The sequence below is a fragment of the Nitrospinaceae bacterium genome (genome assembly GCA_018669005.1).
Classification (GTDB): domain Bacteria; phylum UBA8248; class UBA8248; order UBA8248; family UBA8248; genus UBA8248.
The window spans coordinates 1-25,202 of sequence record JABJAL010000092.1 but is presented as its reverse complement, the minus strand read 5'-3'; the positions used below and the strand labels follow the sequence as shown (position 1 = coordinate 25,202).

The window sequence follows — 25,202 nt, the reverse complement described above, 5'->3', positions numbered from 1 at the left end:
CTACTCAACCACAACCTGAGCGAACGCCCCGCCATCGAAAATAGGCAAACCTGTCACAAAATAATAGTAAGTCCCAAGCTTGACGAACGCGGCACTCGCCACCCCACCGGAACCAAACGCGGCACTTACGTAGGTGCCGTCCGGCGCCAGATAGAACAACGTGGGCGTCCGGGTCGATCGATTGAGCGTGTCACCTTTGCTAAACACGACAGAGGCATATTTGTCCGTCGCGTTGAACCAGATGACTGTCGAGCCCGCCTTTATCCGAAGTATGCGGGGAAACACCCCGTCCGAATCGATTCGGATGACCCGGTATTTTCCAAAACCGGGAAGCTGTTTTTTCTCGGCCTTGGTCTTTTTCCCGTTCTCAGTCTTGCCTGCGGGCCCACCTTCGGCGGCCCCGGCAATACCAGGGATCCCCGCAAAAAACACCAACATGAAAGAGAACACAAAAAAGCGATGAATATTCCTGTTAATCTTCAAGTTCGAACCCTGTCCTCTTCAATGGCGGAAAATGGGTTTTGCACCTCAATAGTATCCTCGCGCTTCGGTCCCGTCGAAATCATCCAGATCGGCCTTTCAGTTAAACGCTCAAGATGATTCAGATAATCCTGCGCCAAAGAAGGTAAATCGCCCCGGCTCTGCGTGCCCGCCGTCGGCGCTTTCCAGCCTGGGAAATCTTCATAAATCGGTGTGCAGCGCTCGAGGATGCTCGCCTCAGCCGGGAAGGTGGTGATTCGCTCCCCGTCCATCTCATAGCCCACGCAAACGCGAATGGTATCGAGCCGATCGAGCACATCGAGTTTCGTCACGATGAGCGCATCCGTGCCCGTCACATGAATCGCGTGGCGCGCCGCCACGACATCGAACCACCCACATCTTCTAGGCCGACCCGTCGTGGCCCCGTACTCACCACCCTCGGCGCGAAGCCGCTCACCTTCATCTCCATGAAGTTCGGTGGGAAATGGCCCCTGCCCTACACGTGTTACGTACGCTTTCATGACAGCGACAACCGCGCCTACTTTTCCAATCGGCATCCCGAGCCCGCTCAGAGCGCCACCGACACCCGTGTTGCTCGACGTCACGTAGGGATAAGTGCCCATGTCCAGGTCGAGTAAAATTCCCTGAGCGCCTTCAAGAAGAATTCGCTTATTGCTCGTAATGGCCTCGAGGATTTCTGAATCCGTATTGCGCACATGGGGCGCCAGAACCTCCCGCACCTGCCCGCAAACATCCATGATGTGCGATTCTTCAAGGGCCTGGCTCTCCTCGTCGGTGAGCGAAATGCCGTCGAGAAGACGTTTTTTTATGGACAGACTCACCCGGACACGCTCGGCAAGGACTTTTTCATCGTAGAGATCGCAAACCCGAATCCCCAAGCGCGCCGCCTTGTCTGAATAGGCAGGCCCTATCCCTCTGCCGGTCGTGCCGATTCGGTTCACACCCAAAAGCTCTTCCATGTGTGAATCGACAACCTTGTGATAGGGCATGATCATATGCGCCCGCTTGCCGATGACCAGATTATCACCCACATCTATACCGCCCTCGCGAAGCAGCGTAATCTCCTCAACCAAAGCGACAGGATCAACCACCACACCCGAGCCGATGATGCAATGGACATGGGAATGAAGAATCCCTGTGGGAATTAGATGAAGAATAAACTGCTTGCCCTCGGCGATGACGGTGTGGCCTGCGTTAGCCCCGCCTTGATAGCGAGCTACCACATCCGCCTTTTGAGCAAGCAAATCCACCACCTTGCCCTTGCCCTCATCGCCCCACTGACCACCAATTACCGATAGAACACTCATCTTTATCGCTCCAAGCCCTCAACCCAGGCTTTAAGTTCATTCACTTTAACATTAGCCATCTCATCGCCCGAGGGATCCATCACCCGGAAACTACCTTTTCTGCTCCCCTCTCGCTCAACAACGATACACCTAGAAACCCCTGCGCGGCGTGCATACTCAAGCGAATCAGGAAGACCGCGACGGATAATATCTCTGGCAACCCGCCAACCGGCAGCTCTGAGTTCCCTCGCCACCTGTATACCGACACGCTTGTCCTTCGTGAAATCTATTACTAGGAAATCTCCGCCCAACCCTTCCGGCTCACCATTCGGAACAACCTGAAGAAGTTGATCGACATCAATTGCAATACCGGTGCCCAGAGCATCTGTCCCGTAGCGCCCAAGTAAACTGTCATAGCGACCGCCGCCACAAACAGGATAACCTGAGCCCTCGACAAACCCTTCAAATAAAACACCGGTATAATAATCGAAACCCCGAAAATCGCTTAGATCGAAGATTACCTGATCCGCCAGTCCGTATAACTCAAGCATGTTCTCAACCTGCATGAGTTCTTCTACTGCCCGCCGCGAAAGGGGATTCTTCACTTTACCAAGTGCGCGGTCGAGAATTTTCTTCCCCCCGAAAAACTCCGGCAGATCCAACAAAACACGAGCATCGCTTCCTTTTGAGGCAAATTTTCCAACCAACCCTTCAAGCCCCGATGCGTCACGACGTGAAACCGCATCAAGAACATCCTTCCTGGGGCCTTCCTCAAGCTTCATCGCGTCCAGGAGACCACGAATAAACGCCGAGTGACTGAGCGACATCTGTACATTTTCCACCCCGTTTTGCTCAAGGCACTCCATTGCGATGGCAATCATCTCCACATCGGCCTCAAGCGATACCAGGCCAATCAACTCCACCCCGGCCTGCCAGAACTCCCTTTGAAGGAGCCCCCCCACATGGGCATGGCGAAAAACGTTCGTCACATAGCTCAGGCGAAGTGGGCGAGGGTGCTCAGAAAGCATCCCGCCCGCGAGTTGAGCAATTTGCGGCGTCACATCCGAGCGAAGCGCTAACAATCCGCCCGTGTCCATATCCACCAGCCGAAACGTCTGCGAATCTCTAATCTGCCCACCGTTGCCGGACGTGAAAACATCAAACGCCGGCGTCACAATTTGGCGAAAACCCCACCTTGCGAACACCTCAAGAAGTCGCGATTCAACCCGCCTTTTTTTCTCGGCCTGATCGGGCAAAAACACCTTCGAGCCCTTCGGCAACGCTTTTGTAGTTTTTCCTGAGTCCATCGAACTGCTGCCTTTCCTGGTCAGCCCCTACAAGCAGACGAGATTCGCCGTATTGATGCTCGGAAGCGCCCGTACCTTTTCCATCACTTCGTCGGGAATGAGGTTGTCCACGGCGAGAATCGCCACGGCTTTGTCATTTTTCCGGGTGCGGCCAAGCTGCATTCCGGCAATGTTGATCTTGTGCTCTCCCAACAATGTGCCAATCGCACCGATCATACCCGGCTGGTCGTCGTTCGTGAAAACAAGCATATAGCCCTCGGGAACCGTATCCACACTAAACTGATCGATGCGCACGATACGCGGCTCGCCTTCATGAACAAATGCTCCCGCCACTGAGCGCTCCCCTGCATCCGTGATGAGTTTGAGTTCAATCAAATTCGTATAAACCGGCATCTCGGAGCGGGTCGTCGCAATTATCTCAATGCCTCTTTCCTTGGCCAACACTGGCCCGTTCACAAGGTTAATATGGGCACCACTAATAAATTCGCTCAACAACCCCTTGAGGGCAGACGCAGAGAGAAGTTCCATCGGGCTATCCAGTGGACCACAGTAGGTTACTTCAAGGGACTTAGGGCCACCCTCGGCGAGTTGACCCAAGAATCTTCCCAGTCGCTCGGTCAGGTCCATATACGGGCTGACCCTTTCAAGATCCTCCGTGCTCAATGAGGGTAAATTCACCGCATTCTTGACGGTGCCCGTTGCCAGGTATGCCACCACGCCCTCGGCTACACTAATAGCAACATTTTCCTGCGCCTCCTCAGTTGAGGCGCCAAGATGCGGCGTACACACGACATTGTCTCGTCCGACCAGCAAACTCTCCTCGCCCGGTGGTTCAACCTCGTATACGTCGAGCGCCACGCCAGCCAGTTGCCCGCTATCGAGTGCCTCGGCTGCTGCGGCCTCATCGAGAAGCCCGCCCCTTGCGCAATTGATGATGCGCCCACCTCGTCTCATTTTGGCAATCTCCGCTGCCCCAATGAGCCCCGCCGTCTCCGGTGTCTTGGGCACATGGAGGGTGACATAGTCCGATTGCTCCAGAAGCTCATCCAGCGAAACCGGTTTAACACCCCTCTTCTCGGCCGCCTCACCTGATATAAAAGGGTCATAGGCAATAACGTTCATTTCGAGGCCTGTAGCCAGACGGGCCACGGTGGAGCCAACACGTCCGAGCCCGACCACGCCAAGCACTTTCGAGTAAAGCTCGCTGCCAACAAATTTACTTCTCTCCCAAAGACCACCTCTCACGGAGTGAACCGCCGAGGGAATCTTTCGGGCCAGAGAGAACATCATGGCAATGGTGTGCTCGGCAGTGGTGATGATATTGCCGTCGGGGGCATTGATGACGAGAATGCCCTTGAGGCTGGCAGTGGCCAGATCAACATTATCGACACCGATGCCTGCCCGGGCAACCACTTTGAGCCGCCCACCTGCGCCAAGTACTTCCTCGTCAACTTTCGTGGCGCTACGCACTAAGAGCGCATCGCACTCGGTCACGAGTTCAAGTAACTCTTCCCGAGGGAGCCCCGGCTTGTTTATCACCTCAAAACCTTCCGCCCTAGCAAGAATTTCCTCGGCCCTGGGCGAGAGGGGCTCTGAAATCAACACCCGAACATTTTCGCTCATTTACTAAACACCTCTTGCGCGGCGGCCAGACCTGCGCCCTTCGTTAATCGATGGCCCAGGCCGGCCAGCACCATTTCCAATCCACCAATCGCTGTTAACACATCCGATTCGTCCACGTATCCCATATGACCAATTCGGAAAATTTTCCCGCTCAAGTGACCCTGCCCGCCTGCTATGGTGATGCCCTGCTCGCCTTGCATCAGGTTGGGAACCGCTTTTCCGTCAATTCCCTCTGGAACGCTGACGGCCGAGACCGACTCACTCAGCAGGTCCTTGGGAAATATCTCTAGGCCCAGCGCCAAAAACGCGGCGCGCGTACCCTCAGCCAACCGTGCATGGCGGCCGAAAATATTTTCAAGCCCCTCTTTTTGCATCATATCAAATGCCACCTTGAGGCCCGCGACTAGTGAGATGGCTGGTGTCCAGGCTGTCGTGTTCTTCGCCTGACTTTTGCGCTCGATACGAAGGTCAAAATAATATCTCGGACTTTTCGACACCTCGGCGGCGGCCCATGCACGCTCGCTCAGCCAGACAAAGGCCAACCCCGGGGGAAGCATGAGCGCCTTCTGGCTTCCCGTGATAACGGCATCAATATCCCACCCGGCAGGCTGAATATCGTAGACACCAAGCGCCGTAATGGCATCAACGCCGATGAGCGTGTCAGGGGAAACGCGGCGAACCGTTTCGGCAATTTTTTGTACATCGTGTTTGGAACCGGTTGAAGTTTCGCTTGCCTGGACGAAAAGGGCTTGATGACCACCCGCCTTAAGACGCGCCTCGATCTCATCAACATTAACCGAACGACCCCATTCAACGGAGAGGACATCCGTCTCGATGCCATAGGCGGCACAGATCTCCACCCACCTTTCTCCGAATTTTCCTCCCTCGACGATAAGCGCTTTATCGCCCGGAGATAGCAGGTTCGCCACCGTGGCCTCCATCCCGCCCGAGCCCGAGGCCGCCAGCGTGATGACATCACCCTCGTCCTGATAGAGCCAGGATAGTCCGGCTCGGACTTCCTCAAAGAGTGCTTCAAAGTCTTTCGTACGATGGTGCATTAGGGGCCGCGCCATCGCCTCAAGAACTTCGGGTGGAACGGGTGTGGGACCTGGGGCTAGAAGATGATACTTGCGCATATTCTCCTCACTCGCTATTCGCGATTCAGCTTATCGCACCAGCATGGGCGCGAAACATCGAAAAAAACAGACGGAATTCACCTTGCCGGATACCGCCAGGCAGGAATTATTCTCAGGGTTGGGAAAATCCTGCTCCCTCTTAAATTGTGGGAAAACAGGGTTGTGCTCGCTCCAGACCGGACAATAACAAAGGGCATTCGCCTCCGTCCCCCTCCCAGCGAATATGCCCCCAAATGCCTCGAAAGCCTATCCATTCACTCCCATGGGGTCAACCGCGATCCACATCCCAACCCTTAGAAAATTGTTCTTCATGAACAAAAAAAACCCCGGGAGAGCCGAAGCCCTCCCGGGGGATGTTGCCATCTTCAGGTTACGGTCTGGAGCGTTAACTCCTTGGCCATAAAACCTTTAGAACGTGTAGCGGAACTCCCAGTACAGCGCCCAGGTGTCATCATTATTAAGCGCCGTTGCAACATTCTCTTTACCATAGTCGCCGGCAAAAAGATGTGCATAGGTCAAACGAGCCCAGAGGCCCTTGTAGATGGTGTACTTGGCAGAAATGTCGACCTCAGTTCCGATGTCCTTGGAGCTGTTGTAGACCGTACCATCAGCAATGCCATCACCGGTCGTGTCCTGATCGGCGCGCTTGGCGGCCGTACGGATGAAAGACACGTTACCATCGAGGGTCAGAGCTTTGGTGAGCTTGTACTGTCCGAGGATCTCGAGGATCGCCGAGCCGTTACCTTTGGCTGCACCATCACCACTACCGCAACGATTCTCACGACGGAAGCCGGTGGTCATCGTCAGATAACGACGACGGGTATAAATCTGAGGACCATTGACGGAGCAGTTGCCGTTGTCGCCACCGCCGCCGCCAGGCACAAAACGAGTCAGCTTGTTGTCTTTCTGCGTGCCAAGGTCGTCAGCAGTATCTGTCGCGTCATCATCACCCGGCATGAAGGTACCGTAAAAACCAAGCTTCGCCTTACCAAAGTTCAACCAAAGACGAATCAGTACAGCGTAGCCATCAATGTCGGTGTCCTGACGCGCGGCTGTCGCGGTAGCATTAACGTCCGTGGTGTTATTCGCGTTACCGGAGTTAACGGCCCGACCAAAGTCAAGTTTACCTTCCTGAAGAACGAAAGTTGCGTTCAGGCTGGCGATGCCGAATTTGGCCTTTGCGTTCAGAGCATACATCCAGATGTCACGCTCGGTCGAAGCAGAGGTAACCGTGCTCTGGGCCACAACACCAGTGCTGCTTACGCTACCGCCGGCAGTTTCGCCGTTATTTTTCTCCCAGGCAATCCACGGGGTAAGCGTGATCGCGGGAGCGGCTTTCCAAGCCAACTGCAGGAAGTACTGGTTGGCATCATCAGCTTTGGTGGTGCCATCTTCGGTCTGAACATTCCAGGCGCTCATGCTGAGCGTCTTGTTGATTTTGCCATAAAGACCCCAACCAAAACGACGGTTCACGCCGTTTGAGCCAAAGATCTCTTTGTCAGGGCTAATCCAGTCTGAACGACCAAAGCGCATCCGGAAAGTGGTGCCCGGGATGGCCGTGTCGAAAAGGAATCTGTTCCACTGGGCATCGGACCGGCCAGTAGCTTTACCAGCACCGGTGTCACCAACCGCATCCAGCTCAAAAATGGCTTTTGCTTTGCCGCCGAGGGCGTTTACGGTCCAGCGGGGGCGCCACAGGGAGTCAATCTTCTGGCCGCCGTCCTGCGAGGTGGCCGCATCATTCTGGTCTGCGTTGTCATAAGAATTACCACGCCAACGAAGAACACCAGTCATCTTGACGTCAGCTGCGCTTGCATAGTCCACCGCACTAAAGGCGAACACGAGCGCAACAGCAATCAAAGCTAGGAAATATTTCCGCATTGCTTTGTCTCTCCTTGAGAATCAAATTTCAGTGAATTTCCGTATTGCTAGTTTGAACATCATTTTATTTCTTGTTACTTAATTTCTTTTCCACTCCATCTTTGCGCTATCTCGTATAAACACCTCCTCTCGGCCGGTGAGCCTCCTCCGGCAAAATTTAAATTCAAAAAATTCTTTTCATCATCATTGCAACACGTCTTGCAAAACGACGGCGCACTTAAAAACACACATCAAACCACAAGAAGAAAAACACCTTTCCTGGGCCTGTATATATTCCAACACTCCTGCCTAGGCGGGTTGTCTTCATAACCTTTATTCTTCAGTCACTTCAAACCACGAGCATTCTATCTGTCCAATAAAATTGGCGTCAAGGGCATAAAAGAGATATTCAGGGCAGAGAACACCAGAAAAGCGCCATTAATGAAAATAATAAAACATCACCAACCAACTGCCAAGATTACTGGCGATCCAGGCGGAAAATGTGTATCGAGCTTTTATTGACAGTAAAGACTCCACCGCCCGTCGAAACAAGGATGATGTCGTTGACACCATCATTATCAGCGTCACCATAGGCGTAATCCGAAACACCGCCCTCAATTTTCTGGGAGCGCCAAATTTCTGATAAACCACTGCCGTCCCAGACGAGGCTTACTATATGCCCAGCCGAAACGCCCAGGCCGGGAACCAGGCGCGAGCCGGCATACTCATTCGCAATCGTCAGAAGTTCATCCACCCCGTCGCCGTCCGTGTCCACGACAAGCAGCCGCGAGCGGACATACAACTTCTCGTGCTCATCGATGATATCCTCTCCTGAATCCTTGCGATCCGGATCATAGACATTGGCTGGCGCGCCGTAGCGTGCCGAACTCGTGAAACGAACATCGCCCCTTCGCGAGTAAACCCACAACTGATCGTCTTTACCAATTTCAACCACTTCGGGAACCCCGTCTCCCTCAAAATCCCATAGACCCATACCCAAGACTTCAAGATCCTCGGGAAGTTGATAAGGAGCTGCCCGAACGAGTCTCCTCTCGCCTGACCAGCGAAAACGATAGATAGGCCCTTCGAGAGGTTTGTCAAAACCAGAATATTGACCAAGCAACAAGAATGCCTCCTTATCAGGCAGCTTGGCTTTCGGGTTTATTTTCCTGGGCCGGACCAAACGAAAGAAGATATTTTGATTTTTAGCCAGCTTCACGAATTCTCGGCCCTGATATTCGAGCACCATCGAAAAAAGAGAACCTCCGCGATAGTTAGCCAGATAAAACTCCGGCCTACCATTCCCATTCATATCCCCGACATCGAGCCAGCGGAAATCGTTTACAGACCCTTCATTGAATCGGGCCAGTTCACGAATCTTGTCCCGGTCTATCTGGTAGATAATTAGTTCATTCGAGGTGATTGCCACAACTTCGTTTTTCCCGTCTCCATCCACATCGGCAATTGAAACACCGCGAATTGCTATGTCGGAGAAAGTAAATCTTCTAGCTTTTCCGGATGCCGAGGGAATACCTGATTTATTACGGATAAAAGCTTGATTCGGGGTGCCATGCACACGCCCGCCGCCGCTACGCCGAAGCGCTTGCTCCTTGGGAGCTTGCTGTTCGAACGGCAAGTCATCGGCAATGGAAACTGCACTGAAAATGTCTTTTCGGCCGTCCAGTGAAAAAAGACGACTTGTCAGGATTTTCTTGCCTTTAACCATCCTAATGGTGTTTGACAATACGAGGTCGCGGCGAATCTCTTTCCTGAGCCTGCCGGCATTATCCTTCTTCAGTAAAGCATCGACCGCAACACCACTCTCCAAAAGCCAGACCTGGAGGCGATCCACATCAAAAACATCGAACCGCCCTTTCGAGAGAAGGCTTTTAGATAATTCCCGGGTTACGATCTCAGTGCTGAACGGCTCTTTCGTTTTATTGATGAACGGAAGGATAGCGATCCTGATTTTCGCCGAGGAGAGGCGAACCTTATCTTTGACCTTGGGAAGCATTTTTTTACTGGAGGTCATTTTGACCATCCGGGCAATGGAAAACTTCTCACGCACCTCTACAATTTCAGCCACACCGATCTCGTCCTCAAGCGAACCGAGAACAGCACCAGTGACAGGATGCTTGAATGCGGCGCCCTTTCTAAGAATGGTGAGCCGGGTTCCCTTCACGGCCCGATCCTTCTGGCCAACACTCAGAAAAACGTCGCCCCCCTTGACCGCTACAACCTCTCCTTGAAGATAAGGGAAATTTTGATGAAACTTATCACTTATTACCTGAAGCGCCCGGCGATAGTCATTTTCCTGGGCGGCAAGCGGCCCCCATGGCAAGACCACGAGTACAGAAAGACAAATCGCTAGACGGAAAAACCGCAAATACACTTTTGACTTTTTCAAGCCTTTACTCTCCGCTTCTGATAGGGGAAAAATTCTACAAAGAAGCCCTGAATATCACTTTCGTTCCCGCCAGACGATCACCAAGCCCACGGCCCTGCTTATCGACGACAGTTAAAATTTGCCCCAATCCTGCGGGCAAGACAGCAACCAAGGTACCAAAATACCTGAGAACTGCCTGCATGTATCCCACGGGACGATTCTCCAAATCAACCACCACGAGCCCTGCGGTGCGAAGTCCGGGAGTCCCCCCCCACCCACCGATAAAATATACTGCATAGAAAAAGCTTAAAAGAAACAAAATCACCAAATCAATGGCCATCACCATGGCCATCGATTCGGGGTTTCCATAAACAGAATCAACCACTTGACCAATTATAAAATGTGTCCCAACAGCAAAGAGAATTACAAGGAAGCCGACAAGGACGGTATCGACTAATCCCGCGATCAGGCGATTTTGAAAAGGCGCATCAGTGTCCTCAAGGTGCTCTTGCACTTCCTCCTCGGCCGGTGCGCCCACCGCTACGGGCTCTTCTTCGACTTCCTCATATCCTTCATCTTCCTCGGCTTCATCATCACCATCTTCAATAAACGCTTCTATTTCCCCATCATCATCAAAAGGATCGGAGGGACCCGATGGGTCGAAATCATCATCTCCAATTTCATCATCACCACCTTCAGCACTTTCTTCTATCTCGACATTATCCCCGGCTTCGCTTAAGAGATCATCAAGTTCATCTTGGTCATCATCATCTGAAAGTTCGTGAAATTCACCCTCTTCATCTCCAACATCAGCAACGGCCTCACCTTCACTTTCTTGCTCCATTGAAATTTCATCGAGCACGCCTTCATCATCACCGCTACCCTCTAAAGCTTCATCCCAGAGTTTTTCAAGGTCGGAATCGTCAAGATCCGCCAGTTCACCTTCATCTGCGGGAGCTTCAAGCGTATCTTGAACATCCGGCACTTCAGATGACTCGTCTCCCAGTTCTTGTTCCACATCCGCCTTTTCGGCCGCATCTTGCTCGGCAAATGCGTCATCCCACATATTGGACATATCATCATCGCCAGCTGACGCTTCCTCGGCGGGCACGGCAGCGGCGGCGCCTGCCTCCTCCTCGGTAAATGCGTCGGCCCACATGTCATCGACGCTCTCCTCTGTATCTCCTGCCTCGGCAACCGCTGTTTCATCAAGCCCGGATTCAAGATCGTCTTCTCCCCCTAATGCCTCTGAGAGAATATCGTCTACATCATCATTGTCTGCTGGCGCTTCCTCGGCGGAGAGTTCAGCCTCCTCCGTTAACGCGTCGAATCCTTCTAGTTCCGCATCAGGCGTTTCGGCCCACATGTCATCGACGCTCTCTTCCGTATCTCCAGATTCGGCTGTTACCGTTTCATCAAGCCCGGATTCAAGATCGTCTTCTCCCCCTAATGCCTCTGAGAGAATATCGTCTACATCATCATTGCCTGCTGGCGCTTCCTCGGCGGGGAGTTCAGCCTCCTCCGTTAACGCGTCGAATCCTTCTAGTTCCGCATCAGGCGTTTCGGCCCCAGCATCACCGGTCGCCTCCTCAAGTAGAGAATCAAAATCCTCAAGTTCGGGCTCATCAACTGCCGTGGGTTCGACAGAAGTGACCTCATCGACCGCTTCAATATCGTCAAGAGAATCTTCAAGAAGGGCGGCCTCTGGTTCATCGGCGAGGGCGTCGGCATCATCGAGCACTACATCGAGAGCTATTTCTTCATTGTCCTCGCCGATATCAAGAACCGTTTCACTTGTGCCGGTAGCTTCATCCTCTAGCCAGGAATCGTCTCCAAGTTCGGAGTCGACTGAATGGCTTTCCTCGACAGCGAGCGAGGTTGGCTCATCACCGAGAACTGCAGCGGTGGGGGTAGCGTCTCCGAGAAGAGAGATCACTTCGGAGTCTTCCTGGTTACTGTAAAATCGTGGAATGTCGCCCATCGCAAGGGGGGACAGGAAGGCCGCCCTTTGTCCGCTTTTTCGGCGGCGAGGCAAGGTGATAGTTCTCACTGCACTTGGGGCCGATTTGCCGCACTTCGGGCAGCCCGCGTGTACACTAAAAGTTACATACCCACACTTTGTGCAACGCACAACTACTCCTACTTCTTCTGCGAGCGGCTAACCAGCAACAAATTTAATGGTTTTCACACATAAACTTCAACCATCATTTCACTTTTTTAACCGGTCTTTCCAAAGCTCCGCCCTTGGCGAGCCCAATTAAACGAGCAAATTCTGGATGAAGCTTAACTCCATACTTACGAGCGATGAGTGCATGACGGCGGGCTCCGATGTAATCTTTTGATAAATATAGAGTTAACGCCATATTGTGATGAATATCCCCCCTGCCAGGCGCCACAATGAGCGCCATGTTGTACTGAACCCTGGCACGTTTGTTATCGCGCACCTTCATATACAAATTTCCCAATCGAAACCGCGCCTCAACAAATCGAGGATAAAGTGACACTGCTTTTTCCAAATAAATCCGCGCCTGATCGAGATATCCTCCTTTAATAAAAAGAGCGGCTATGGCCAATAGGGTCTCAGGTGACCTCGGATTAAGCCGAAGAGCTTCCCTAAGAGTAGCTTCCGCCTCTTTTGTTTTTCCAACCTGCATCAAAGCAATACCAAGCTCAGTCCATGCGGGATCGTATTTTGGAAAAATCCGCGTTGCTTTCTTGAGTGGCACGACCGCCTCGCTGAATTTCCCCGCGCGGGTAAGCGATTGTCCCCACAAACGCTGCGCACGCGCACTGTTTGGAGAAACCCGGGCCGCACTCTCCCAAAATTTCAGATAGCCAGACCACTCCGAAGCGCGCTCCCAGCTCATCGCGCCAAAAACAAGGGTCGCCGCCGCGAGCGCACCCAAAAACGCCCTAGCGCCACTTTTCGTCACCTTCTCTTCAATCCATGGGAGCACCGCGAGCAGAAAACCCGCCGAGGGCAAGTACATTAGCCGCTCGGCCATCACAGTCCCGACGGGCACCAAAAAATTACTCGCCGGCAAATAACCCGCCATGAACAGCGCGAGCCCAAAGACAGCCACATGTCGCACATAGCGCCCGCGCCAAGCGCACCAGGCCCAAAGACCAAGCGCCCCCGCTCCTACAGCCGCCCACGCCAGGCTCTCCGGGCTCCAGGGCAGAATCTGTGCATACGAGTAATCAATCGCCAGTGGCCGGGACCAAACGAGCAGCCCAAAAAAGCGCCCCATCACCCCCAACGCCCCAACCAGCCTGCCCGCCAGGGCCTCGTGCGCCAGCGGGTTATCGAGCAGCGAGGCCGCCCCCGGCCGCACCCACATTCCGAGCGCCAGGTAGCGCATCACCAGGTAAACCCCGAGGACGCCGCCTAAGGCGAATATCTCGATCCGCCCAAGCGCAAAGGCCCAGCTTGAAGGCCCCACCGTCTCACTTAGATTATTGTTTTTACTTGGTTTATCTATTTTTTTTTCATCTCCAGCAAACGAGCCAGGCCCCTTGGGCCCGCCCCGCACCGGGCCTACCGCCCACCGGTGCCAGCCCCACCAGAGCACGATCAACCCCACGAGCGCCGCCCCCGTCTCTTTAGAGAACAGCGCCAGCGCGAACGCCCCCGCCAGCGCCACCGCTCTTTGCCAGCCCGTCCTGGGCAGGGTGCCTAAAACCTCTTTGTTTTTATTTGATTTATTTTGTTTTCCGCCACGACGTTTAGCGGCCCTTGCCTCGCCCGAACGAATTACCCCGGTGCCAGTGGCACCGCCGAGCAGAATGATCGCCCCCCCAAAAACCCCAATCGCCGCGAGGATGTCCGCCCGCCCCACCACCGCCAATACGGCCTCGGTGTGCAGCGGATGCACCGCAAACAACAATCCCGCCGCCCCCGCCGCGCGGAGCGAGAGCCCCAGCGCCAGCGCCAGCCAAAATAAAAGCAATGCCGCCAGCGCGTTCAATAAAATATTCACCACCCGAAAGCCCACGGGCGAGCCGCCCACGGGGGCCCCGCCCCCAGCCGAGCTGCCCCCAAGCCACCGGTTCGCAATCAGGGACAGCGTGGTCAACGGGCGGTAGAGCCTATCGCGCCCCCCCTCCTCTGCCCGCATCGACCAATAATCTTTTGTGAGCGCCTCCCCCACCCGCCCTTCCTGAACAACCGGATTCTCGCTGATCACCGTCAGATCATCGTGCAAAAACGGGTACGACACCGTCCCCCAATAGGCCAAACATGCGGCCACCACAATCGCCGCCGCCCAGAGCCATGGCGCATGCGGGCGGGCTGTTATCAAAGCGCTTGAATTTTCTTTGGACATATCTTCCGGTCAATCGTTGGCGGGCTGTCGAGATGAATGCTTAGATGAGTATACGCGGTTTGGGCGGGGAGCGGCAAAGATGAGTAGCATCAATTAGACACACTTCAAATATATGCTACAATATATATATATCATATTCATATACACTAAAACATATACAAATATATTGACAGCCGGATAAATATGCTGTACCATATCAAATATTAGTATTGATATGTTGGAGCATATAAGATGAAAACAAGACATTCACTTGAGCAAATCGTAAAAATTTTAAAAACTGCGCGGCTGAAAAAGAGGCTGAGTCAGAGGGAGTTAGGCGAAATGGCGGGCATGCCGCAAAGCCATATTTCCACAATAGAGAATGGGGCTGTGGACCTGAAGACCTCCAGCCTCATCGAGCTAGCAAGGGTTCTGGATCTGGAGTTCATGCTGGTGCCGCGCACACTCGTGCCCACTGTCCAGGGGCTTCAGCGCGGCATAGAAAATTCGGCGGCACTCCAGGGACGAGACAATTCAGTCACAAAATTTTTTAAAAATCTACGCGACTCAACTCGATTGCTCGAAAAACGCTTTCCGGAAGTTAACGAAATCAAAAAGCTTGAGCCGAGCATCGGAAATTTAGAGCGATTACTATTTGCCAGTCGTCAACTTGAAGAAATTGCACAAGGAACCAGGACCCCCCCATTACTCATGGAAAAATTCTTGAAGGAATTTACGGACATAATCAAACAGACTACTCAGGTAAGTCAGATGCCTTCTTCTCAAATTAATCGGATCATAAATCTGACACGAGCGATTCAAGATATGCGCAACGCATTAGCACACAATTTAGATGAAGATGTGCAGCCTTCAATTCCAGCATATCGACTTGGAAGATAGTGATGACTGATATCGCTATTATGGAAGTTCTACTGCACGGGGAATCCATCGGCACGCTTACGAATTTGCCCGGCGATCAGATCCTATTCGCCTTTAACCAGGAATATATCGGCAACCCTGATCGGCCCACGCTAAGCCTCTCTTTTAAAGATTCAATTGGCGGATTGATCACTGCCGTTAAACCGACACGAACCCGTTTAGCACCTTTTTTCTCTAACTTGTTGCCGGAAGGGGCGATGCGCGACTACCTGGCTGGCCGCGCCCGGGTGGATTCCGAGCGAGAGTTTTTTCTTTTGTGGGCGCTTGGCGGTGACTTGCCGGGCGCGCTGAAAGTTCATTCCACGGATGAAAATACGTGGCCACCCGAAGCGCCATCCGATGTTTCCGATGAAGAGCGCGAAATCGGCGAAGATGCCATCCTTCGATTTTCGCTAGCGGGCGTTCAGCTTAAATTTTCCGCCATAAAAGAAAACACAGGCGGCCTCACCATTCCGGTAAATGGCATGGGCGGCTCCTGGATCGTCAAGCTGCCATCGACGAAATTTAACGGTGTGCCGGAAAATGAATTCGCCATGATGGAGTTGGCCCGGCGCGTTGGCATGGATGTGCCGGAAACAACGCTCATGCCGCTCAATCAAATCGCAGGACTTCCCAAGGAAGTGGATTCCCTCGGCGGGGATGGGCTGGCAATCAAGCGTTTTGATCGGGCCGATGAAGGCACACCGGTACACATTGAAGATTTTGCGCAAATATTTGGGGTCTATCCCGAGAAAAAATATGCCCGCGCCAGCTACCGGAATATCGCGGAAGTCATATGGGCGGAAACAGGCGAGCCGGGCATCGCCGAATTCATTCGGCGTATTGTCTTTAATGCGCTAATCGGCAACGGCGATATGCACCTAAAAAACTGGTCGCTGATTTATCCTGATCGGCGCAAACCGGCGCTCGCCCCCGCTTACGATTTTGTTTCCACCATCCCCTATATGAAAGAGGAAAAACTGGCGCTTACGTTTGTCGATTCAAAAGAATTCGAATCTTTGGATTTGGACCAATTTGACCGCTTTGCCGGAAAGGCGGGACTTCCCCGGAATCTTGTTTTGAAAACCGCACAGGAAACGGTGGAATTATTCGCGGAAAAGTGGAATTCAGCGGATGATCTTCCCATAAAAGAGGAGATTCAAATCGCGATCAACACGCATTTAGAGAGAATACCCCTTTGGAAAAACAAAGCTCATTTCGATTGAAATGGACCTCCCTCGCGAAAGCTCTGGCCAACACAGACACCCAAACATTTAAATGATCTTCTGGAACATGTGCTTGTCGAGGCTAAGTTTGCCCTCCCCAAAACCTAAATCCCCAAAACCACCCCGGCATCTTCAATCGTGCGGATGACGATGGGCTCGGTGCGGTTGCGGACGGCAAGTTCGTGCTGTGGAAAGGCGGAGACATCGAGGCCGGCGCGCTCGGCCACCTGGGCCGAGATGATGAGCTGGCAGGCATATTCCTTGGTCAAATCCTGGAAGCGGCTGGCGACGTGGACCGTGTCCCCCACCGCGGTGAGATAAAGCGCCACCCCTCGGCCCATGCGGCCCACGACGGTGGGGCCGGTGTGGATGCCCACCCCCATCCGGAGCGGCTCGTCGAGCTCCTCGGCGAGGTTCTCGCTCATCTCCTTTAATCCCTCGATCATCGCGGTCGCCGCGCGGAGCGCCCGGCGGCAGCCCTCCTCGGGGCCCTCTTGGACGCCGAACAGCGCCATCACCCCATCGCCCGTGAACTGGTTAATGACGCCGCCTGCGCTGTCGATGGCATCGCCCATGACTTCAAAATAGCGGTTCAGGAAAAACACGACATCGTAGGGCAGCTTTTTTTCCGAAAGGCGCGTGAAGCCGCGAAGGTCGGCGAACAGGACGGCGATCTCCTGCTCCTGGCCGGCAGCGTATTCGGGCTGGGGGGCGCCCGCGCTGGCCTGCGCCTTAGAGGAAAGAACGGGCAGCACGGATACGTCACCGCCCGGCCGAAGCTGGCAGGCCAGCCGGACATTGGGCGGCGCGGCAATGCGATCGAGCACGCGCTGCTCCTCGGGGGCCGCTGGCGGCAGATCCGCCAGCCCGCTGATGATGCGGACACGGCAGGTCGAGCACCGCCCGCGCCCCCCGCACACCGAGGCGTGCGGGACGCCCGCCGTACGGCTCACATCGAGGACGGAGCTTCCCTCAGGCGCCACGACCGCCCGGCCGCCCGGGTAGGTGATGCATATTTTGCGGCCCCTGTTTTCGAGCGCGCACCGGACACCGCGCGCCGCCAGGGTGAGCGCCAGCAGGGCAAGGTAGCCGTACCAGATTGCGTCCCGCCACCACACGATGGCGATGAGGCCCGCGCGATTAGGGGCGTTTGCCGCGCGCAGCATCCCCCGCACCCAGCCGGGCGCCTGGGCGAGTCGGGTGACCTCGCGGCCAGCCTGGGTGAAGCCCAGTAGCGCGACCACCCCCAACAGGAGGGCCATGGCAAAGAGCAGCGGGAAGAATTTGGGATACCAGGATTTGAGCCGGAGCCAGTAGTGGAGCCCGATGCAGCCGTGCGTCCAGGCCACCACGAGCACTATCGCCTGCTTCACGCCGATGGCCGGAACCGCCACCCAGTAGAGGTGAATCGCCCGGGTGTAGGAATCCGCCGCGCCAAACCACTCGAAGGCAAATCTTGTTCCGACGACATGGGCGATGAGAAACAGCGGTATCGTCAGCCCGAGAATAATCTGGGCGGCCTCCCAGGCGGGCATGCGAAGGCTCCGCCGCCCGTAGAGGGAATAAAAGGCCAGGGCGGCGTGCGTCATCATCGAGCCGTAGAGCGCGATTGTCCCGAGCGGGCTTCGCCAAAACCCTAAAAACCAAAGACGCCCGGCCTCCATCGCCCCAAGGGAAATGAGCCCCAACGCGTGGTTTAAAAGGTGGGTGCTAAGAAACGTAAAAAGGAGAAGCCCCGTCCAAAGGCGGACGCGGCGGCTCCAGTGGGCGGCCTGATTCTCCACGCTCTGTGCGCGCTCGGGCTGGGCTTTTTCATTTTGTGGCGCGCTCATCTGCGCCCTCCGGCGGATTGCAAGATACGAAACATATTGGAATACCCTCTTTGTTCGGCAAGTTGAAGCGGAGTGGTGCCGGCGGAGTCGGGCAAATCGGGCCGGGCGCCCGCTTTTAGCAGGGCCCGGACAATGGCCTCGTGGCGCGGGCCGCCATCGCCCAGAACAATGGCCTCGATGAGGGCGGTCCAGCCCAGGTTGTTGATGTGATCAAGGGGGGCTTTGGCATCGATGAGCGCCTGGACGACCTCGACATGGCCCAGGTGCGCGGCGGCGATAAGGGCGGTGCCCTGATAGGGGCTTGTGATGAGCTTGGCATTGGCGCCCGAGGCGAGGGCGAGCCGCACCATTTCTATGTCATTCAATACCGAGGCAATGGTCAGCAAATCATATTGCTCGCTATCAAGGGCGTGGAGGTCGGCCCCCGCTTTGATCAATATGCGCGCAGCTTTTTTATTGCGCCGATAGGCGGCGACCATCAGCGGGGTTCGGCCATGGGGGTCCTTTGAATTGAGATCCGCGCCTCCTACAGCAAGGCGCTTGATGGCCGCAATATCGCCCTTAGCAACGGCGGCATGAAGCCCTCGATAGGCGGAATACGCATTCGGGCTCGGCGGGGTTTGCGCGAATAAAACGGGGGGCAAGGAGGCTGGCCCTTTTTTTGCGGGGCCTAATGCCCCGGCAGGTAAAGCTGTTGCCTCGCCTCCTAGCAATAAAAACAAGGCAAGATAAAACAACCATTTTGTTAAGCGCATATTTTTTCTCTTTTTTATGATTTTAGTTTCGCCAGCAGCGCGGCCAACTCGCTACCAAGCCGCTCAATTGACTCGTGTCTATCGGCATCCTTGAGAGAGCCGTCATCCGCAAAAGCGTCATGGGCACTGCGGACGGTCACCTGGTCCGGCAAAACCAAGACACCGATGTTGATGAGGATGGAGCGAACGGTGACCAGACCGCGCAGGCCGCCGAGGCCGCCCGGGGATGTGCTCATGAGCGCCGCCGCCTTGCCTTTGAACGCACTCATCGGCGAATCGTCCGGACCGCTGGATCGCGAGGCCCAGTCGATGGCGTTCTTGAGCATGGGGGAAATGGAGCTGTTGTATTCGGGCGATGCGATTAGAAAGCCATCGTTCTCGCGCATCAGCTCCTTGAGCCGGATAACACCTGAGGGAAGCCCCCCCTCGGCTTCGAGATCTTGATCGAATAGCGGGAGGGAAAGGTCGCCGAAATCGAGTTCCGTGACGAGGGCGCCTGCGCCCTTTGCCCCCTGGGCGGCGATCCGAACCAGTTTTTTATTAAAGGAATCCTTCCGGGCGCTTCCGGCAAAGGCGAGGATTTTGGGACCAGTGACCATTTAAGTTTCTCCTTAAGAGAGAAGAGGCATCACCAATGATGGCACATCACCCAAGTGGGCATGGACAAAAAAACCAGCAACATCAACCCCAGAATTTTTCGGGGGATTCGATCACAATTCTTCCGATGAAATCCGAGATGTTATCTTCTGAATCAGGCGCATTCGCTTGGCACTCGCAGGCCAGAAAAACGGGGACCGCCTTTCCGTGCTCTTGTCTTGTTCCCGATTCGATACGTCCGGTGCCGCCGCAAATTGCGCAACGCTCTTTTTGCTCTGTATTCATTTTCCCCTCGCTTCCCTATTTTAAACCGAGGCTGACACATCCCCGAGCCGAGACGGCGCTATGGCGTGGGCTTTAAAATACCTGAGCCCCTCCCTTCTCCATAGCCTATATCAGCAGGGGTCTGCCACCCCCCAATTCAGACCTTTTTCCCCGTTATAATCCCTTTGATTTCGAGCGCCGCCGCTGGTAGGGTCTCTTTATTGATAGCTAGGGGTGCCAAGCGGCTGAGAACACACCCTTCGAACCTGACCCGGATAATACCGGTGTAGGGAAGCGAGTCCGTAACAGCACCAGACAAACTTCCCCAAACAGGCCACGAAGAATTGCTCCCGGCCCCGGCACGCGCCCGGCTTTTTCATGACCGCCAAATTTATGTAAACCCCCATTCCCGAGGAGGGATGTTGAGATGGGAACCAATGGTAAGACCAATGGAAAAGCCAATGGCAATGGCGCAGTTCATCTGCCCCAGGCTGGCGAGACAAACGGCAGCGAGAGCGTGCACTTTCCCAAGTCACGCAAGGTGTATGTGGACGGCCCGCAAGGGGTGCGGGTGCCGATGCGCGAAATTGCCCTTTCGGGCGGAGAATCCCCTCTTCGCGTATACGACACCTCGGGGCCCCAGGGGCACGACATTAAAAATGGCCTGCCCGCCCTCCGCTCCGAGTGGATAAAAGCGCGGGGGCAATATGATGAAACGGACCCGTCTTATAAGCCGATTCCCGGCCACTCGGAGCCGGGCCTTGATATGCCCGAGCCAAGAAAGGTCTTAAAGGGTCGCGGCAACGTGACGCAGATGCACTATGCGCGCAAAGGCGAGATTACCACCGAGATGGAGTTCGTGGCGGTTCGCGAGGGGTTAAAGCCAGAGTTTGTGCGCGATGAGATTGCCCGCGGGCGCACCATCATCCCGGCGAACATCAACCACCCCGAGAGCGAGCCCATGACCATCGGGCGCGGCTTTTTGGTCAAGATCAACGCCAACATCGGCAACTCGGCCATTTCCTCAACGATTGAAGAGGAGGTCGAGAAGATGACCTGGTCGACGCTCTGGGGCGCCGACACGGTGATGGATCTTTCAACCGGCATGAACATTCACGAGACGCGCGAGTGGATTATCCGCAACTCCTCGGTGCCCATCGGCACGGTGCCCATCTATCAGGCGCTTGAAAAAGTGGACGGGGTGGCCGAGGACCTCACCTGGGAGGTCTACCGCGACACGCTTATCGAGCAGGCCGAGCAGGGCGTTGACTACTTCACGGTGCACGCGGGCGTTCTCCTTCGCTATGTGCCCATGACGGCAAAGCGTCTGACGGGCATTGTCTCGCGCGGCGGCTCGATCATGGCCAAGTGGTGCCTTGCGCACCACACCGAGAGTTTTCTCTACACGAAATTCGATGAGATTTGCGAGATCATGAAGGCCTACGACGTGTCGTTCTCGCTGGGCGACGGGCTGCGCCCCGGCGCGCTGGCCGATGCGAATGATGAGGCGCAGTTCGCAGAGCTTGAAACGCTGGGCGAGTTGACGACCAAGGCCTGGGAGCACGACGTGCAGGTGATGATCGAGGGGCCCGGCCACGTGCCCATGCACAAGATCAAAGAGAACATGGATAAACAATTAGAGATTTGCCACGAGGCGCCCTTCTACACCTTGGGCCCCCTGACAACCGACATCGCGCCCGGCTACGACCACATCACAAGCGGCATCGGCGCCGCCATGATCGGCTGGTACGGCACGGCCATGCTCTGCTACGTAACACCCAAAGAGCATTTGGGCCTTCCCAACAAGGACGATGTCAAAGAGGGCGTCATCACCTACAAGATTGCGGCGCACGCGGCAGATCTGGCCAAGGGCCACCCCGGGGCGCAAGAGTGGGACGATGCCATCTCAAAGGCGCGCTTTGATTTCCGGTGGGAGGATCAGTTCAACCTCGCGCTAGACCCCGAAACCGCGCTGGCCTACCACGACGAGACCCTTCCCGCCGACGGCGCGAAGGTCGCCCACTTCTGCTCGATGTGCGGCCCCAAGTTCTGCTCGATGAAAATCACGCAGGACGTTCGCGACTACGCCGCCAAGCTCGAAATGGCTGATGGTGATGCGCTCAAGGTGGGCATGGACGAGAAATCCGCCGAATTTAAAAAGGGCGGCGCTGAAATTTACGTAAAAGATGAGGCGTAAGGCTTAAAGCCTCCAATCAGAAATACAACCCCCCCGTCAGGCGATCCTGGCGGGGGGGGTTGTGTTTCGAGTCAGAACGCGGACGTCTCAGGCGAGGCGGCCCATATTCGCGCCACGGAGGAAACCGCTCAAACCGGAACCCGCGCGAGAGCCTCCTTGGGCCGAAGCATGGTGTGGAGGGAGACCCCGATCCCGTAGGTGACGAAGGTTCCCTCGGGCGTCACCTCGATGTAGCACATGTCCGCCAGGGCCTCGGGGCTGAAGGAGAGCTTGCCGGCGAGGGCCTCGCGGAGCGGCTGATCGACCTCCTCCGGCGTGAGGAGGCGCGCCTCGCCACGGAAGGTGATCGTCGCGGGCGGAATCTTGATCCACGGCAGAAAGGGGATGCGCCGCGCCGCCGTTACCGTCATCGAGACGCGCGGGTGGGCCTCTACGTTGCGGGCCTTCTGGGTGGAGCGGCCGGTGGCAATAAGGATGCGGCGGTCCTTCACTTTGTAGACGATCCCGGAGGTGAGCGGCGCGCCCTTGCGGCTCACCGTGCCGAGAACGGCGAAAATCCGTTTTTCGAGTTCGGCCCAGACGAGTCCTGTCGAGGGGCCGCCTGCCCCAGCCGCTCTATCCTGATTCGCCATCTGAATCCCCCCTTTGCTCTAGCCGCTTGAAACTACCTCCTACTCGGCCGGGGTTAGCCTCCCGAGCCGTTCCAGAAAAAGGCGGGGTCTTTTTGCTCGCCGTAGCCGAACCAGCCGTGCATCTTCACGAGCAGGCGATTCACCCACTTCCAGCGCAGGCGAATCATCCACTTGGCGATATCGTGGTGAAAGCCCTTGCCGTGGTTGAAGGGGCACACGCGGATGCAGATGCCGCAGTTGGTCCCCACGTGGCCCCAGTAGCGGCGGCAAGACTCGTAGTTTCCATACCACTTCAATACACCCGGATTATTCGAGATGTTGTTGCCCGTGGTGGTGCGCGGCCCCTTGGGAAGCGAGCCCACCGGGCAGGCATCGGCGCATTTTTCACAAACCTCGCAAAAGGCAACGACCCCGAACTCGCGATGGTTTTTCACCGCGCCCAGCGGCATGTTGGTGATCACCTTGCAAAAGCGAACGCGCGGGCCAAACTCTGGCGTGATCGCAGGCCCAAGGCGGCTGGGCTGGGCGAGTCCCGCGTCGATGGCAAGCGGCACGTTGAGCGCCGTGTCGTTCAGCGAGGGAACGGCCGTGTAGCCCATCGCGCGAATAAACTGTGCCAGCGAGGCCGTGTGGGCGGCCATCCTCGAGTAGTTGCGGCCGGTTTCAGTCATCATAATGGCCGTGGGCGCCGTGGCCATCATGTCGTGGTCCATCTCAAAGCCTAGAACAACCACCTGGTCGCAACCCTCGGGAAGCTCGACGGGCGGGTTCTCCCCTTTTCCGTCCGCCCCCTTGCCGGGCAGGAAGTGGTTCGTGTAAACCCACCGCTCGTCCAGCGGGGTGAAGCCCACCAGATCCGCCCCCAGGTGGCGGGCGACGCGGCGCACCTTGCTCTGGAGCTCGGTAGGGCTCGCCCTATCACCGTTTTTCAGCTCATCGGGCACCGCACGAGCGTCCGAGGACGAAAGCGGCTCCCAGGAGGTGAGCCCCGAGTTGGGTCCGTTGACGGAGGTCCCGAACGCGGAAACAACGGCTCTCGACGCGGTGTAGAAGGCAAAGTCATCCAGCCCGAAGCCCCGGTCGTCTTTTTCAATGTGCTTGTTGATCGCCTGTTGGCTCCGCTCGCCGTAATCGTTGAGCAGAGGGTCCCAGTTTGAGCGCATAATGGCATTGTTCTTTTGATTAAAACGCCGGTACTCCGGCCCGACCTCATAGTTAACCACCATAGGAATCTCCCTCCCGCACACTGTTTGTTTAAAAAGCTCCCCCCGGTACAGCCATTAAGGATAATTTACTCCCTTTTACGAAAAACGCAAAACGCCCCGAGGCGGAGGGATTGGGATGTTCCCCCCCCTACTCCAGCCTTACCCTGGCCCCTACGCCAAAGCCGTTTCGCTTGAACCAGCCCCGGTTAACCTCCAGCGCATAGCGCGCAGGATCTTTCGAGTAGTAGCTGGGCGGGTTGTCAGTACCCTTGGGAGGCACCATGTGAAGAATTTCAAGGATCTTGAAATCTTGGGACATAAAAGCGATGGAAAGGGGAACAAGCGTGTTCTTCATCCAGAATTCGCGGCGGGCGCTGCTCTTGTAGACGAAAAGCATCCCGGCGCTCTCGGGAAATTTCGCCCTGTGCATGAGCCCCTGCGCGCGAGCCTCAGGGGTCGCTGCAATCTCGGCGGCGATCTGAGCGCTTCGCCCCCCCTGGGTAATGGTTACTGTCCCCTTTTTAAATAAGGAACCTGCGTGCAATGGCGCAGCCCAGAGCGCTACCACCGCAAGCGACCCGGGGAGAACAACTGCAGACAGAAGACCGATCAAAACCCGGCGCATGCGCTCTCCTTTGGAATCATATTTCCTTTGAATTCATATTTCGGATGTCGCCCGCTCTTTTCAACTCGCCCCGAGCCGGGACATGATGAAAAAATCATTTACCCATCATAACCGCAAAAAGGAGATATCCGCAGATGGCCGATGAACCCATTCCCTTTAGAAGCTCAAGCACCACACCGGGCGAGCGCCTTATCGATAAGCCCGAGCTTCCCAAGCGGGGCTTCGTCATGAATCCCGTGGCCGTCACCGAGACCATTCCGGGCGAGCTTCAACTTAGGCTCGGCAAGTTCATGGAACATGAAATCTACTCGGATGAGCCCGAGCACATCGGGGGCCAGGACCGCTACCCCCCGCCAATGGCCTATATCGCTATGGGGTCGGGTTTCTGACTGCTCACCCAGATTGCGCGGTACGCGCACATGATGAAGATGAAGGTCGAGCGGGCAAGCTGCCGGGTGGAATTCGACTATGTGCTACGGGGCTCGGTCTTGAGGGGCACGGTCAACACAACCTGGGAGGGGGTCCAGACGACGCTTGAGATTGACTCG

Annotated in this window: 20 protein-coding genes and 1 riboswitch; of the genes, 4 read left to right on the top strand and 16 right to left on the bottom strand. The window is 55.6% G+C overall.

Annotated features, from left to right (window positions below):
• The 9 genes from HOJ95_14705 to HOJ95_14665 all read right to left on the bottom strand — a co-directional run bounded on the left by HOJ95_14705 (nt 1) and on the right by HOJ95_14665 (nt 14,424).
• Nucleotides 1-483, bottom strand: coding sequence for a hypothetical protein (locus tag HOJ95_14705; GenBank protein MBT6395948.1), 483 nt, complete (start codon nt 481-483; stop codon nt 1-3).
• Entirely contained in the window at nt 480-1,814 is a 1,335-nt protein-coding gene (locus HOJ95_14700) for an adenylosuccinate synthase (protein MBT6395947.1), read from the bottom strand. The genes HOJ95_14705 and HOJ95_14700 overlap by 4 nt, the downstream gene beginning before the upstream one ends.
• The gene (hisZ, locus tag HOJ95_14695) at nt 1,811-3,094 is read right to left on the bottom strand and encodes an ATP phosphoribosyltransferase regulatory subunit (protein ID MBT6395946.1); all 1,284 of its coding nucleotides are present in this window, start codon (nt 3,092-3,094) and stop codon (nt 1,811-1,813) included. Before hisZ ends, HOJ95_14700 begins: the two co-directional genes overlap by 4 nt.
• A 27-nt stretch (nt 3,095-3,121) precedes the next feature.
• The gene (locus tag HOJ95_14690; protein MBT6395945.1) at nt 3,122-4,717 is read right to left on the bottom strand and encodes a phosphoglycerate dehydrogenase; all 1,596 of its coding nucleotides are present in this window, start codon (nt 4,715-4,717) and stop codon (nt 3,122-3,124) included.
• Entirely contained in the window at nt 4,714-5,853 is a 1,140-nt protein-coding gene (locus HOJ95_14685) for an alanine--glyoxylate aminotransferase family protein (GenBank protein ID MBT6395944.1), read from the bottom strand. Before HOJ95_14685 ends, HOJ95_14690 begins: the two co-directional genes overlap by 4 nt.
• 408 nt (nt 5,854-6,261) lie before the next feature.
• Nucleotides 6,262-7,734: a hypothetical protein gene (locus HOJ95_14680; protein MBT6395943.1), complete on the bottom strand. Its 1,473-nt coding sequence runs from the start codon at nt 7,732-7,734 to the stop codon at nt 6,262-6,264.
• A 457-nt stretch (nt 7,735-8,191) separates the two neighbouring features.
• Nucleotides 8,192-10,120, bottom strand: a complete 1,929-nt coding sequence (locus HOJ95_14675) for a hypothetical protein (GenBank protein MBT6395942.1) — start codon at nt 10,118-10,120, stop codon at nt 8,192-8,194.
• A 34-nt stretch (nt 10,121-10,154) separates the two neighbouring features.
• Nucleotides 10,155-12,134, bottom strand: coding sequence for a hypothetical protein (locus HOJ95_14670; protein MBT6395941.1), 1,980 nt, complete (start codon nt 12,132-12,134; stop codon nt 10,155-10,157).
• 169 nt (nt 12,135-12,303) lie between these two features.
• The gene (locus HOJ95_14665; protein ID MBT6395940.1) at nt 12,304-14,424 is read right to left on the bottom strand and encodes a tetratricopeptide repeat protein; all 2,121 of its coding nucleotides are present in this window, start codon (nt 14,422-14,424) and stop codon (nt 12,304-12,306) included.
• Between the two features lie 231 nt (nt 14,425-14,655).
• On the opposite strand from HOJ95_14665, the gene HOJ95_14660 reads away from it, so the two are divergent.
• Together HOJ95_14660 and HOJ95_14655 are read left to right on the top strand one after the other, a co-directional pair.
• On the top strand, nt 14,656-15,303 hold the full coding sequence (locus HOJ95_14660) for a helix-turn-helix transcriptional regulator (GenBank protein MBT6395939.1): 648 nt from the start codon (nt 14,656-14,658) through the stop codon (nt 15,301-15,303).
• Nucleotides 15,304-15,305: 2 nt separating this feature from the next.
• Complete coding sequence (locus HOJ95_14655) at nt 15,306-16,547, top strand: type II toxin-antitoxin system HipA family toxin (protein ID MBT6395938.1); 1,242 nt, start codon at nt 15,306-15,308, stop codon at nt 16,545-16,547.
• Nucleotides 16,548-16,651: 104 nt separating this feature from the next.
• Here HOJ95_14655 and HOJ95_14650 read toward each other — a convergent pair whose 3' ends face one another.
• The 4 genes from HOJ95_14650 to HOJ95_14635 form a co-directional block, all read right to left on the bottom strand.
• Nucleotides 16,652-18,379, bottom strand: a complete 1,728-nt coding sequence (locus HOJ95_14650) for an adenylate/guanylate cyclase domain-containing protein (protein ID MBT6395937.1) — start codon at nt 18,377-18,379, stop codon at nt 16,652-16,654.
• Nucleotides 18,376-19,134 carry an ankyrin repeat domain-containing protein gene (locus HOJ95_14645; protein MBT6395936.1) on the bottom strand — a complete coding sequence of 253 codons (759 nt, stop codon included), beginning with the start codon at nt 19,132-19,134 and terminating at the stop codon, nt 18,376-18,378. The genes HOJ95_14650 and HOJ95_14645 overlap by 4 nt, the downstream gene beginning before the upstream one ends.
• A 14-nt stretch (nt 19,135-19,148) precedes the next feature.
• Entirely contained in the window at nt 19,149-19,733 is a 585-nt protein-coding gene (locus tag HOJ95_14640; protein MBT6395935.1) for an NAD(P)H-dependent oxidoreductase, read from the bottom strand.
• A gap of 82 nt (nt 19,734-19,815) precedes the next feature.
• On the bottom strand, nt 19,816-20,016 hold the full coding sequence (locus HOJ95_14635; GenBank protein ID MBT6395934.1) for a hypothetical protein: 201 nt from the start codon (nt 20,014-20,016) through the stop codon (nt 19,816-19,818).
• 199 nt (nt 20,017-20,215) lie between these two features.
• A riboswitch (TPP riboswitch) is annotated at nt 20,216-20,305 on the top strand.
• Between the two features lie 117 nt (nt 20,306-20,422).
• Between HOJ95_14635 and thiC the strand changes: the two genes are divergently transcribed.
• Nucleotides 20,423-22,192: a phosphomethylpyrimidine synthase ThiC gene (thiC, locus tag HOJ95_14630; GenBank protein MBT6395933.1), complete on the top strand. Its 1,770-nt coding sequence runs from the start codon at nt 20,423-20,425 to the stop codon at nt 22,190-22,192.
• A gap of 128 nt (nt 22,193-22,320) precedes the next feature.
• On the opposite strand, the gene HOJ95_14625 is transcribed toward thiC, so the two are convergent.
• The 3 genes from HOJ95_14625 to HOJ95_14615 form a co-directional block, all read right to left on the bottom strand.
• Nucleotides 22,321-22,824: a hypothetical protein gene (locus HOJ95_14625; GenBank protein MBT6395932.1), complete on the bottom strand. Its 504-nt coding sequence runs from the start codon at nt 22,822-22,824 to the stop codon at nt 22,321-22,323.
• Nucleotides 22,825-22,877: 53 nt separating this feature from the next.
• The gene (locus HOJ95_14620; GenBank protein ID MBT6395931.1) at nt 22,878-24,050 is read right to left on the bottom strand and encodes a reductive dehalogenase; all 1,173 of its coding nucleotides are present in this window, start codon (nt 24,048-24,050) and stop codon (nt 22,878-22,880) included.
• A gap of 127 nt (nt 24,051-24,177) precedes the next feature.
• The gene (locus tag HOJ95_14615; GenBank protein MBT6395930.1) at nt 24,178-24,654 is read right to left on the bottom strand and encodes a DUF192 domain-containing protein; all 477 of its coding nucleotides are present in this window, start codon (nt 24,652-24,654) and stop codon (nt 24,178-24,180) included.
• A gap of 134 nt (nt 24,655-24,788) precedes the next feature.
• On the opposite strand from HOJ95_14615, the gene HOJ95_14610 reads away from it, so the two are divergent.
• Nucleotides 24,789-25,043, top strand: coding sequence for a hypothetical protein (locus tag HOJ95_14610; protein ID MBT6395929.1), 255 nt, complete (start codon nt 24,789-24,791; stop codon nt 25,041-25,043).
• Nucleotides 25,044-25,202: the final 159 nt, after the last annotated feature.